The sequence below is a fragment of the Alkalibacillus aidingensis genome, assembly GCF_014595945.1.
GTDB lineage: Bacteria > Bacillota > Bacilli > Bacillales > Alkalibacillaceae > Alkalibacillus > Alkalibacillus aidingensis.
The window spans coordinates 13,705-25,827 of sequence record NZ_JABXWU010000011.1 but is presented as its reverse complement, the minus strand read 5'-3'; the positions used below and the strand labels follow the sequence as shown (position 1 = coordinate 25,827).

Below are 12,123 nucleotides of genomic sequence, written 5' to 3'. Positions count from 1 at the left end.
GATAGAACGCTGACTTTCACGGATTGGAGAACGAAATCTACGGATAGAACGACTAGGCCCACGGATTGAACCTTCAATTATTTAAGCCAATTGCCAATAAGGGGGCGTTATTTTGAGAAAAGGTCCACTGCTATACGAGGGAAAGGCTAAGCGTTTGTTTGAAACGGAACAACCAGATACCTTGTGGGTGCAATATAAAGACGATTTGACGGCGTTTAACGGTCAAAAGAAGGAGAGGCAACAAGGAAAGGGGCGACTAAATAATGAAATTTCGTCGCTTTTATTCCACCAATTATCAGCTATTGGACTACCTAATCACTTTATTAAAAGAATTTCAGAAACAGAGCAACTAGTTAAAAAAACAACGATTATTCCTATTGAAGTCGTTGTTCGTAATATAGCGGCTGGTAGCTTAGCTAAGCGATTAGGCTTAGATGAGGGGGCCAAACTTAATCAAACCATTGTGGAGTACTACTATAAGGATGATGAACTCGGTGATCCGTTGATAAATGAAGATCATATCAATCTACTAGAGTTAGTTACCAAAGGTGAATTAGCTAGTATGAAGGGGATGGCCTTAGGTATCAACCAGAAGTTAATCGATCACTTTCAAGCATGTGACGTCATTTTAGTAGATTTTAAATTGGAATTTGGTTTTGATCAGGAAGGCGAAATCATTTTATCAGACGAGATTTCCCCTGATACATGTCGTTTGTGGGATGCTAAGACTCACGAAAGATTAGATAAAGATGTATTTCGCCAAGGAATTGGTCATGTTGAAAAAGCATATGAGACGATTTTGAACCGATTAACTGCAAACACAGTTAAATAATTCTTCTATAAGGGAGTGGGGAGACAATGGTAAAAGTAAAGGTGTACGTAACATTAAAAGAGGGTGTGTTAGACCCACAAGGTAAAGCAATTGAGCAAGCGTTAAGTACGATGAACATAGACAATGTAAATGACATGCATGTGGGCAAGTATATGGAGTTTATTTTAGAAGAAAGTGCGACTGAAAATGACAACGAACAGATTGAAATGATGTGCGAACAGCTGCTATCCAACCCGGTTATTGAGGATTATCGATACGAAACAGAGGAGGTTGTGACAGCATGAGATTTGCAGTGATCGTTTTTCCTGGTTCAAATTGTGATACAGACCTTTTTCATGCGATCCGTGATGAATTAGGTGAGCAAGTTGACTATGTCGATCATACGGAAACTAATTTAGCTCATTATGATGCCGTGTTACTACCTGGTGGGTTTTCATATGGTGATTATTTACGTTCTGGAGCGATTGCAAGCTTCTCAAACATTATGCCAGCTGTTAAAGGGTTTGCAGACTCTGGAAAGCCGGTACTAGGTATTTGCAATGGATTTCAGGTTTTACTTGAAGCAGGGTTACTACCAGGTGCGATGAAACGAAACGAGGAATTAAAATTCATCTGTCGCCCGGTGGAACTAATCGTTGAAAATAACCAAACTATCTTCACAAGTGAATACCAACTAAAGGAGGCCATCCAAGTTCCGGTCGCTCACGCTGAAGGAAATTATGAGTGCAATGAAGCAACACTAGAAAGCTTGCAAGTTAACAATCAGATTGTTTTTAAATACAAACAAAACCCAAACGGCTCAACAGCTGATATAGCAGGGATTACCAATGAAAAAGGTAATGTTCTTGGCATGATGCCCCACCCAGAACGGGCGGTTGATCAATTATTAGGTAGTGCTGATGGATTACGTTTATTTCAGTCGATCTTAAAGAATTGGAGGGAACAGAATGCCATTACTTCTTGAACCAAATACAACAGAAGTGAAAGAAAAGAAGCTTTATCAAGACATGGGGTTAACGGATGAGGAATTTCAGCTAATTGAACAGATTCTTGGAAGAACACCGAATTATACAGAAACAGGAATTTTTTCAGTGATGTGGAGTGAGCATTGTAGTTATAAGAAGTCTCGTCCACTTCTTAAAAAATTCCCAACAGAAGGAGAGCGTATTCTACAAGGTCCTGGAGAAGGGGCTGGAATTGTCGATATCGGTGATGGGCAGGCAGCAGTCTTTAAAATTGAAAGCCACAACCACCCTTCTGCCATCGAGCCTTATCAAGGAGCGGCCACAGGTGTGGGCGGGATTATTCGAGATGTTTTTTCGATGGGCGCGCGCCCGATTGCGTTACTAAATTCATTGCGCTTTGGTGAGCTTAACGATTCACGCACGAAGTATTTGTTTGAAGAAGTAGTGGCAGGTATTGCTGGTTATGGAAATTGTGTTGGGATTCCGACAGTCGGTGGAGAAATTCAAATAGATGATTGTTACAAAGGGAATCCACTTGTCAATGCGATGTGTGTTGGGATCATCGACCATACAGATATTCAAGTCGGTCAGGCCAAAGGAATTGGTAACACGGTGATGTATATTGGTTCGGCAACGGGTCGTGATGGCATTCACGGAGCAACCTTCGCATCAGAAGAGCTAACCGATGAATCACAGGAAGACCGGCCTGCTGTGCAAGTTGGCGATCCGTTTATGGAAAAGCTACTTATTGAAGCTTGTCTAGAAATTACGAAATCAGATGCTTTAGTTGGTATTCAAGATATGGGAGCAGCTGGTTTAACATCATCTGCAAGCGAAATGGCAAGTAAAGCTGGTACGGGAATAGAAATGAACCTTGATTTAGTCCCACAGCGGGAGCAACATATGACACCATACGAAATGATGCTCTCAGAGTCGCAGGAGCGTATGCTAATCGTTGTTAAAAAAGGTCACGAACAAGAAATGAAAGATATCGTTGCAAAGTATGACCTGGAAGCTGTAGAAGTTGGAACTGTGATCGAAGAGAAGCAGTTACGTTTAACATATAATGGTGAAGTGGTTGCAGATATGCCGGTAGATGCTTTAGCTGAAGATGCACCCATTTATCATTTACCGTCCAAAGAACCAAAGGACTATCAAATCAATCAAACGATGTCTTTTAATTTACCTAAAATAGATAACCCAGAGGAACTGTTAATTAAGTTGCTTCAGGCTCCAACGATTGCAAATAAGGAATGGGTTTACGACCAATATGATTATATGGTGCAAACGAATACCGTCGTTTCACCGGGATCCGATGCAGCGATCCTTCGTATTCGGGATACGGGAAAAGCTTTAGCCATGACAACAGATTGTAATTCACGTTATTTACACTTAGATCCTAAAACGGGTGGGAAAATTGCTGTTGCAGAAGCAGCGCGTAATATCATTTGTTCTGGAGGCGAGCCACTTGCCCTAACCGACTGTTTAAACTTCGGTAATCCTGAGAAAGCAGAAAATTTCTGGTCCATGGAACAAGCCACAGATGGTATGGCTATAGCAAGTAAACAACTTAGTACGCCAGTTATTAGTGGTAATGTATCACTTTATAATGAAACGAATGGAGTGAGTGTTTATCCGACGCCAGTCGTTGGTATGGTTGGTCTAGTACATGATTTAAATCATATTACAACTCAACACGTCAAACAAGCAGGGGACCACATCTATGTCATTGGTGAAACAGATTTAGAGATTGGTGGAAGCGAGATTCAAAAGTTATTGACTGGGAAATATGAAGGCAAAGCACCAGTGATTAATTTAGAGAAGGAAAAGGATCGACAGAAGCAGCTATTAACAGCTATCCAAACAGGTGTGATTGAATCAGCGCATGACATATCTGAAGGGGGCTTAGCTGTTGCTCTAGCTGAAAAGGTCATGACCACAGAACATGGCTTAGATATTAATCTATCAGGTAGTCAATTGCTAGAGTTGTTCAGTGAAACTCAATCACGGTTTGTCGTCACGGTAAAAGCAGAAAATCTTCGTGCTTTTGAAGAACTAGTTAACGATGCCAATTGGATTGGAAAAGTCACTACAGATGGCTACTTGGATGTGAAATGGAATGGAGAAGGTGTGATTAAGGCTTCAGTTCAAACATTAACAGATTATTGGAAGGGAGCGATCCCATGCTTACTGACATCAAAGGTTTAAATGAAGAGTGCGGGATCTTCGGAGTATACGGTCACTCTCAAGCGGCGCAAATGACTTATTATGGTTTGCATAGTTTGCAACACCGTGGTCAAGAAGGTGCTGGTGTTGTGGTGTCGGATAGTCAGAGGTTACAACAAACAAAAGGTCATGGGTTGGTCACAGAAGTTTTAGATGAACACTCGTTAGCTAAATTAACAGGGGAGAGTGCAATTGGCCATGTTCGGTATTCAACAGCGGGTGAGAAATCTTATGAGAATATTCAGCCTTTACTTTTTCATTCTCATACTGGATCACTTTCAGTTGCACATAACGGTAATTTAGTCAACGCGACCAAATTGCGTGCAGAGTTAGAAAGCTTTGGAAGTATCTTTCAAACGACTTCAGATACAGAGGTGATTGCCCATTTAATTAGGAGAGGTGGGAAAGTCCCTCAACTTGATCGTATGAAAGCGGCTCTTCGGCAACTTGAAGGAGCCTTTGCGGTGGTCATGTTATTGGAAGACAAATTAATCGCAGCATTAGACCCACGTGGAATGAGGCCGTTATCTTTAGGTAAGATAGGCTCTACTTATGTCGTTGCATCTGAGACATGTGCCTTCGACGTTGTGGGTGCAGAGTATGTACGTGAAGTTCAACCAGGTGAGTTTTTGGTGATTGATGATGACGGTCTTCATTCTAGTACCTTTACAGACCCTGTTGACCGATCTATATGCACGATGGAATATATTTATTTTGCACGTCCAGATAGTAATGTTGATGGGGACAATATTCATAGCACGAGAAAACGGTTAGGTAAGAAATTAGCAGAGGTGGCACCAGTTGAAGCAGATGTGGTGACTGGAGTACCTGATTCTAGTATTTCTGCTGCTATAGGGTTTGCTGAGCAGTCCGGGATTCCTTATGAACTTGGACTTATCAAGAATCGTTATGTCGGTCGTACATTCATACAACCAACACAGGAAATGCGTGAGCGTGGGGTTCGCATGAAGCTATCTCCAGTCAGGAAAATTGTTGAAGGTAAGCGAGTGGTGATGGTGGATGACTCAATCGTTCGTGGTACAACTTCTAGAAGGATTGTAACCATGCTCAAACAAGCAGGGGCGAAAGAAGTCCATGTCAGAATCAGCTCACCACCAATCAAGTACCCATGCTTCTATGGCATAGATACTTCTACTTCTTCAGAGTTGATTGCATCTAATTATTCTCTTGAAGAAATTAGGAAACAAATCGATGCTGATTCACTAAGCTATTTACCAACAGATGAGATGGTCGATGCAATTGGCCGTCATGACTCAAGTAAAAACTGTGGACATTGTCTAGCGTGCTTCACTGGGAAGTATCCAACGGAAATATATGAAGATTCAGAGCTACCACATAAAAAAGGTCAACTTGTCGGTGAAGTTGCCAGTCAAGGAGCGAGTAAATCATGACAGATGCTTATCGCCAAGCAGGAGTGAATATAGAAGCGGGTTATGAAGCAGTTGAGCGCATGAAATCTCACATTAGCCGTACAAATCGTCCAGGGATCTTAGGTAGTTTAGGTAGTTTTGGTGGGATGTTTGATTTATCGTCCCTAGATTACCATGAACCAGTTTTGGTTTCCGGTACAGATGGAGTTGGCACCAAGCTAAAGCTAGCCTTTATGACAGAATCACACGATACAATTGGGATTGATGCTGTAGCGATGTGTGTGAATGATATTGTCGCACAGGGTGCAGAGCCATTATACTTCCTTGATTATTTAGCATTAGGTAAGGCTAAGCCTGAAAAAGTCGAAGCAATTGTGAAGGGGATAGCAGATGGTTGTGAGGAAGCGGGTTGTGCCTTAATTGGGGGAGAGACAGCTGAAATGCCTGGACTATATGATGAGGGTGAGTATGATGTAGCTGGGTTTGCTGTTGGTGTGACAGAAAAATCCTCTATCATTAAAGGTGATCGGATTAAAATAGGTGATCGTCTGATTGGCTTGCCCTCTAACGGTATTCATAGTAATGGATTCTCACTAGTTAGAAAAGTGCTTTTAGAAGATGCTCAGCTAGATTTAAATGAAACTTATCCACCGTTTATGGTACCGTTAAAAGATGTCTTGTTAACCCCGACTCGAATCTATGTCCAGCAAATACTAGCTTTGAAACAACAGATTGATTTAAAAGGTGTTGCTCATATTACGGGTGGAGGTTTTGATGAAAATATCCCGAGAGTACTTCCAAAGGGATTAGGAGCGTCGATTGATGTGGATACATTTCCTAAGCCGGAAATTTTTTCTTTTGTTAAAGATTATGGAAACTTATCTATTCGTGATATGTATAGCGTCTTTAATATGGGGATTGGAATGGTACTTGTCGTTGATCAACGAGATGTCCGACAATGCCTGGAAATACTTGATGGATTAGGCGAAACAGCCTATGAGATTGGAACGGTTAATGATACTGGAGTATTAAAGTTTGCTGGAGGAATGATGCTATGAAGCGAGTTGCCGTATTTGCATCAGGAAGTGGGTCAAATTTTGAATCGTTAGTGGAAGCATCAAGGCAATCAAACTTAGGTTATGAGGTTGTATTATTGGTCACCGACCGTTTAGATGCTTATGCTCTAGAACGTGCTAGTCGTTTAAACATTCCCACTAAGTCATTTGCTCCCAAAGCTTATGCAACTAAAGGTGAATATGAAATTGCTATTTTAACGATACTTAAACAATTCAAGATAGACTGGATTGCTTTAGCAGGGTATATGCGTTTGGTAGGCTCTACGTTACTAGAGCCTTACCAGCAACGTATAGTTAATATTCACCCCTCATTACTACCACATTTCCCAGGAAAAGATGCGATCGGTCAGGCACTTAAGGCAGAAGTTGCACAAACTGGTGTAACGGTTCATTACATTGATGAAGGAATCGACACAGGACCAGTCATTTCCCAGGAAATAGTCGCAGTTCGACCAGAAGATACATACGAAACATTACAAAAGCGAATAAAACAAGTTGAACATCACATCTATCCCAAAACGCTAGCGAAGATCATGAGAGAGGATGAACTAAATGTCAGTAAAACGCGCGTTAATTAGTGTGTCTGATAAAACAGGAATTGTCGAATTTGCCAAGGAGTTAAATAAACGAGGTATTGAGATTATTTCAACAGGTGGTACGAAAAAGGTGTTAGAAGAAAATGGTTTAGACGTGATTGGGATTTCTGAGGTGACAGGGTTCCCCGAGATTTTAGACGGTCGAGTTAAAACACTCCATCCAAATATACATGCCGGATTGTTAGCAAAACGTGAGGTTGAAGGGCATGTGCAAGCTTTACAAGAACAGAAAATCACGCCAATTGATCTAGTAGTTGTTAACTTGTACCCATTTAAAGAAACAATAGCTAAGGAGAATGTTTCTTTTGGTGAGGCGATTGAAAATATCGATATTGGTGGTCCGGCAATGCTACGGGCAGCGGCTAAGAATTACCAAGATGTAACGGTTGTGATTGACCCAAGCGATTATCATAAGGTTTTGTTGGCCATTACGGAGTCTGAGGTGACGAACGATTTTAAACAGCAGCTAGCCGCAAAAGTTTTTAGGCATACTGCTCATTACGATGCATTAGTAGCAGAGTACCTTACTGAGCAAGCTGGCGAGCGCTTTCCCGAAACCAAAACCGTTACTTTTGAGCATGAAGAGACGCTACGATACGGCGAAAATCCACACCAGCAAGCAGCTTTTTATAAAAAGGCGTTTGCCAATGAATCCTCTTTAGTACATGCGAAACAACTTCATGGTAAGGCATTGTCGTATAACAACATTCAAGATGCGGATGCGGCTTTAGCTATTGTGAAAGAATTTACAGAACCGGCAGCAGTTGCAGTCAAACATACAAACCCGTGTGGTGTGGGGATTGGGGATTCAATTATAGACGCCTATCACAGAGCCTATGCAGCTGATCCCATTTCTATATTTGGTGGAATTATTGCACTTAATCAGGAAGTCAATCAAGACCTTGCTAAGAAATTAAGTGAAATTTTCTTGGAGATTATCATTGCACCAAGCTATACAGACGAAGCCTTGACTACTCTGACTAAAAAGAAAAACATTCGTTTGTTAGAGGTGCCGATTAAACAAAATGAACCAGAAGAGAAGCTGCAAACTGTATCTGGTGGTTTATTGATCCAAGATGAGGACCAGTACTCAGAAGATATATTAGAACTTAAGGTTGTAACAGACCGTGTCCCAAGTGAGGAAGAATGGATCGATCTAACATTCGCATGGAAAGTGATGAAGCATGTTAAATCGAATGCGATTTTGCTTGCTCATGGTCAACAGACAATCGGAGTTGGTGCAGGACAGATGAATCGAGTAGGAGCAGCGAAGATCGCCATTGAGCAAGCTGGAGAGCAAGCACAAGGAGCGGTGATGGCATCAGATGCGTTTTTCCCAATGGATGACACCGTTGAAGCGGCACATCAAGCAGGAATTAGTGCAATTATTCAGCCGGGTGGTTCGATTCGTGATGAGGATTCAATTAATAAGTGTAATGAACATGGGATCGCGATGGTCTTTACCGGAGTTCGCCATTTTAAACATTAGAGGGTAATGCGACGTTTGCCGAAAAATTCGGCGAACGCCGGGTTAAATAAGGTTTTGCCGGAATAAACTAAGGGGTGACACGATGAAGGTTTTGATTATTGGGCGCGGAGGAAGAGAACACGTATTAGCATGGAAGATCAGTCAAAGTGACCGAGTTGACACTGTCTATGTTGCACCGGGAAATCAGGGGATGATAGATGTAGCGAAAGTCCAGTCGATTGATGAAAACGATCATGAACAATTGGTGCAATTTACTAAACAAAATAAAATTGATTTAACCATTGTTGGTCCTGAAGCGCCACTTATAGATGGAATCGTTAACCGGTTTAATGAAGAAGATCTCGCTATTTTCGGCCCAACGAAAGAAGCAGCGTTGATTGAAGGAAGTAAGGACTTTGCCAAACAACTAATGAAAGATTATCAGATCCCAACGGCTAAATATCAAACATTTGACAATGTAGACCATGCAAAAGCTTACATAAACAAACAAGGTGCACCTATTGTGATTAAGGCAGATGGTTTAGCTGCAGGTAAAGGAGTGGTCGTTGCCATGACTCTTGATGAGGCCTATGAAGCAGTTGAGTCCATGCTTGGGGAACGACAATTTGGAGGTGCTAGCCGTCGTGTCGTCATCGAAGAATTTTTGGCAGGTGAAGAATTTTCACTGATGGCTTTTGTGAAGGGTGAACATGTATATCCGATGGTCATCTCCCAGGACCATAAACGAGCCTTTGATCATGACCAAGGTCCTAACACAGGTGGGATGGGAGCTTATTCACCTGTCCCTCAAATTCCTGAAGATATATATGAATTAGCTATCAAACAAATCTTAGAGCCTACAGCCAAGGCGTTAGTAAAGGAAGGTCGTTCATTTACAGGAGTTTTATATGCAGGGTTAATTGTAACTTCAGAAGGTCCAAAAGTGATTGAATTTAACGCTAGGTTTGGAGACCCAGAAGCGCAAGTTGTTGTACCTCGCATGAAGAACGATCTTTCAGAAGTCCTCCTTAACGTGTTACATGAAGAGCCTGTTAGTATTTCATGGTCAGAAAAAGCGATAGTCGGCGTTGTCCTTGCATCAAAGGGCTATCCAGGTAGCTATGAAAAGGGTCAACCAATAATCGGATTAAATTTGCTGGATTCAGAAACGTTAATTTTCCACGCAGGCACCAAAAGGGAGGGCGACGAGTGGTTAACTAATGGAGGGCGAGTTCTTTTAGTAGGTGCTCAAGCACAGTCACTAACTGAAGCGCAACGCAAGGTATATAAGGAAGTTCAAAAAATGGATTCATCCAGTCTGTTTTATCGCAAAGATATTGCTAATAAAGCTATGCAAGTGTTATAAATTAAGCATGTAGTAACTGACGACTCTTAAATGGAACTAACCATAAGGGAGCTACATGTGAATTTTGTCGGTCGTCTGGGCAGGAGAAGTTACTTCTCTTAAACTTTCAGGAGGTATATTAATTGAAAGAGCCATTACTATTAGACGGAAAACAAGTATCATCATCTATTAAAGATGAGTTAAAAGGTCAAATTGATGTGTTGAAAAAACAAGGAATTACTCCCAAGTTAGTAACGATATTAGTTGGAGATAACCCTTCATCACACACTTATGTCCAAATGAAAGCGAATGCTTGTAAGCGGATTGGTATGGAATCAGAACGAATCTACTTGAAGTCAGAAACGACGACAGAAGAATTGTTAGCAACCATTAAAAAATTAAATGAAGATGACCAAGTTCATGGAATTTTATTGCAACACCCTGTCCCTGAGCATATTGACGAACGTCAAGCCTTCGATGCAATTACTCTAGAAAAAGATGTTGATGGAGTAACTAGTCATGGGTTCGGCTCAACTGCCTTTCAGCTAAACGCCTACCCTTGTTGTACCCCAGCAGCTATTATGGAAATGATTGATTATTATCAAATTCCAATTGAAGGTAAGCATGCAGTGGTCATTGGTAGAAGTCCAATTTTAGGTAAGCCTGTTTCCATGATGCTGTTAAATCGTAACGCAACAGTAACGATTAGTCACTCTAGAACGGAGAATTTAGAAGAAATTGTTAAACAAGTGGACCTAGTAGTAGCTGCTGTCGGAAAACCTCGTTTTGTTAAAGGTGAGTGGCTAAAAGAAGGTGCCATTGTGTTAGATGCCGGTTATAATCAAGGGAATATTGGGGATTGTGACTATGACTCTTGTTATGACAAAGCCAGTGCGATCACACCGGTTCCAGGTGGTGTCGGCCCAGTGACAATCGCGATGCTCTTGCGCAATACAGTGTTGGCAGCAGAACAAAAAGTTTCTATGAACGCCATGAAAATTGTATAGAATCTATAATCTGTGTCGACCCTTTAGAGAGAATTAGTGACAGAACACAACATGAAAATAATCTTTAGCAAAAAGTCGCGAAATATCGCGCTTATGCTTGACATCCATACCATAGATATTATAATATATTCTATGGCATTTTATCATTACCACGTATAGCCCCGGAAAACTATTCGTGATGAGATAAAAAAGACAATGATTTCGGAAAATATAGGAGGGAAACGCAATGCGTACAACATTTATGGCAAACGAAAATAACGTTGAGCGTAAATGGTATGTAGTTGATGCTGAAGGCCAAACTCTTGGTCGTCTAGCTACAGAAGTGGCAACTCTACTTCGTGGTAAGCATAAACCAAGCTACACACCACACGTTGATACTGGCGATAATGTGATCATCATTAATGCTGATAAAGTTGAACTAACAGGTAAGAAATTAACAGATAAGATTTACTACCGCCATTCTAACTACCCAGGTGGTTTAAAAGAGCGTACAGCTGAAGAAATGCGTACGAAGTATCCAGAGAAAATGCTTGAACAAGCAGTTAAAGGTATGCTACCTAAAAATAAATTAGGTCGTAAAATGGGCAAGAAGCTACACGTTTACCGTGGCGCTGAACACAACCATCAAGCACAAAAACCAGAAGTTTACGAACTTCGCGGGTAATTAAGAAGGAGGGTAATCTAAGTGGCACAAGTACAATACTACGGCACAGGCCGTCGCAAAAGTTCTGTAGCACGTGTACGACTAGTACCAGGTAATGGTAAAGTCGTTGTTAATAAAGTAGATGCGGAAGACTACTTCCCACACGAAACTCTACGTCGTGTAATTAACCAACCATTAGATGTAACTGAGAATACTGGTAACTATGATATCTTAGTAAACGTTAATGGTGGTGGATTCACTGGTCAAGCTGGTGCAATCCGTCTTGGTGTGGCTCGCGCTTTATTAGAAGCAGATCCTGAGTACCGCACACCACTTAAGCGTGCGGGTCTATTAACTCGTGACGCTCGTGAAAAAGAACGTAAGAAATACGGTCTTAAAGGCGCTCGTCGTGCACCACAGTTCTCGAAGCGTTAATATATTTATATGTATACAAACGTCTCTTCTGTTATGGAAGAGGCGTTTTTTATGTTTTTGTGAAGGCAGTTTAGTGTTTTAAGGCAGTGATCAGGAATTTAAAGAAGCTAGCAAACAGAGAACCTAGATGATGCTACCT

At 41.3% G+C, this 12,123-nt stretch carries 12 protein-coding genes and 1 riboswitch; all 12 genes read left to right on the top strand.

The window, feature by feature from the left end:
* Window positions 1-112: 112 nt before the first annotated feature.
* The 12 genes from purC to rpsI all read left to right on the top strand — a co-directional run bounded on the left by purC (window position 113) and on the right by rpsI (window position 11,984).
* The gene (gene purC / locus HWQ49_RS12565) at window positions 113-832 is read left to right on the top strand and encodes a phosphoribosylaminoimidazolesuccinocarboxamide synthase (protein WP_188207975.1); all 720 of its coding nucleotides are present in this window, start codon (window positions 113-115) and stop codon (window positions 830-832) included.
* 26 nt (window positions 833-858) lie between these two features.
* Entirely contained in the window at window positions 859-1,116 is a 258-nt protein-coding gene (purS, locus tag HWQ49_RS12560) for a phosphoribosylformylglycinamidine synthase subunit PurS (protein WP_188207974.1), read from the top strand.
* A complete protein-coding gene (gene purQ, locus HWQ49_RS12555; protein WP_188207973.1) occupies window positions 1,113-1,796 on the top strand; it encodes a phosphoribosylformylglycinamidine synthase subunit PurQ in 684 nt (227 codons plus the stop codon). The genes purS and purQ overlap by 4 nt, the downstream gene beginning before the upstream one ends.
* The gene (gene purL, locus HWQ49_RS12550) at window positions 1,780-4,005 is read left to right on the top strand and encodes a phosphoribosylformylglycinamidine synthase subunit PurL (RefSeq protein WP_188207972.1); all 2,226 of its coding nucleotides are present in this window, start codon (window positions 1,780-1,782) and stop codon (window positions 4,003-4,005) included. The genes purQ and purL overlap by 17 nt, the downstream gene beginning before the upstream one ends.
* Window positions 3,981-5,435: an amidophosphoribosyltransferase gene (gene purF, locus HWQ49_RS12545; protein ID WP_188207971.1), complete on the top strand. Its 1,455-nt coding sequence runs from the start codon at window positions 3,981-3,983 to the stop codon at window positions 5,433-5,435. Before purL ends, purF begins: the two co-directional genes overlap by 25 nt.
* A complete protein-coding gene (gene purM / locus HWQ49_RS12540; protein WP_188207970.1) occupies window positions 5,432-6,472 on the top strand; it encodes a phosphoribosylformylglycinamidine cyclo-ligase in 1,041 nt (346 codons plus the stop codon). Before purF ends, purM begins: the two co-directional genes overlap by 4 nt.
* Window positions 6,469-7,068, top strand: coding sequence for a phosphoribosylglycinamide formyltransferase (purN, locus tag HWQ49_RS12535; RefSeq protein WP_188207969.1), 600 nt, complete (start codon window positions 6,469-6,471; stop codon window positions 7,066-7,068). The genes purM and purN overlap by 4 nt, the downstream gene beginning before the upstream one ends.
* Window positions 7,043-8,575 carry a bifunctional phosphoribosylaminoimidazolecarboxamide formyltransferase/IMP cyclohydrolase gene (purH, locus tag HWQ49_RS12530; RefSeq protein ID WP_188207968.1) on the top strand — a complete coding sequence of 511 codons (1,533 nt, stop codon included), beginning with the start codon at window positions 7,043-7,045 and terminating at the stop codon, window positions 8,573-8,575. Before purN ends, purH begins: the two co-directional genes overlap by 26 nt.
* Before the next feature lie 82 nt (window positions 8,576-8,657).
* Complete coding sequence (gene purD, locus HWQ49_RS12525) at window positions 8,658-9,920, top strand: phosphoribosylamine--glycine ligase (RefSeq protein WP_188207967.1); 1,263 nt, start codon at window positions 8,658-8,660, stop codon at window positions 9,918-9,920.
* A gap of 2 nt (window positions 9,921-9,922) precedes the next feature.
* Window positions 9,923-10,008, top strand: a riboswitch (ZMP/ZTP riboswitch).
* A 34-nt stretch (window positions 10,009-10,042) separates the two neighbouring features.
* The gene (locus HWQ49_RS12520) at window positions 10,043-10,906 is read left to right on the top strand and encodes a bifunctional 5,10-methylenetetrahydrofolate dehydrogenase/5,10-methenyltetrahydrofolate cyclohydrolase (protein ID WP_188207966.1); all 864 of its coding nucleotides are present in this window, start codon (window positions 10,043-10,045) and stop codon (window positions 10,904-10,906) included.
* Window positions 10,907-11,132: 226 nt separating this feature from the next.
* Entirely contained in the window at window positions 11,133-11,570 is a 438-nt protein-coding gene (rplM, locus tag HWQ49_RS12515; RefSeq protein ID WP_188207965.1) for a 50S ribosomal protein L13, read from the top strand.
* Between the two features lie 21 nt (window positions 11,571-11,591).
* Window positions 11,592-11,984, top strand: coding sequence for a 30S ribosomal protein S9 (rpsI, locus tag HWQ49_RS12510; protein WP_188207964.1), 393 nt, complete (start codon window positions 11,592-11,594; stop codon window positions 11,982-11,984).
* Window positions 11,985-12,123: the final 139 nt, after the last annotated feature.

What these genes read in the sequence shown, in the direction of transcription:
- purS (WP_188207974.1), top strand. Translation starts at nt 859, where the DNA reads ATGGTAAAAGTAAAGGTGTACGTAACATTAAAAGAGGGTGTGTTAGAC.
- purQ (WP_188207973.1), top strand. Translation starts at nt 1,113, where the DNA reads ATGAGATTTGCAGTGATCGTTTTTCCTGGTTCAAATTGTGATACAGAC.
- purL (WP_188207972.1), top strand. Translation starts at nt 1,780, where the DNA reads ATGCCATTACTTCTTGAACCAAATACAACAGAAGTGAAAGAAAAGAAG.
- purF (WP_188207971.1), top strand. Translation starts at nt 3,981, where the DNA reads ATGCTTACTGACATCAAAGGTTTAAATGAAGAGTGCGGGATCTTCGGA.
- purM (WP_188207970.1), top strand. Translation starts at nt 5,432, where the DNA reads ATGACAGATGCTTATCGCCAAGCAGGAGTGAATATAGAAGCGGGTTAT.
- purN (WP_188207969.1), top strand. Translation starts at nt 6,469, where the DNA reads ATGAAGCGAGTTGCCGTATTTGCATCAGGAAGTGGGTCAAATTTTGAA.
- purH (WP_188207968.1), top strand. Translation starts at nt 7,043, where the DNA reads ATGTCAGTAAAACGCGCGTTAATTAGTGTGTCTGATAAAACAGGAATT.
- purD (WP_188207967.1), top strand. Translation starts at nt 8,658, where the DNA reads ATGAAGGTTTTGATTATTGGGCGCGGAGGAAGAGAACACGTATTAGCA.
- rplM (WP_188207965.1), top strand. Translation starts at nt 11,133, where the DNA reads ATGCGTACAACATTTATGGCAAACGAAAATAACGTTGAGCGTAAATGG.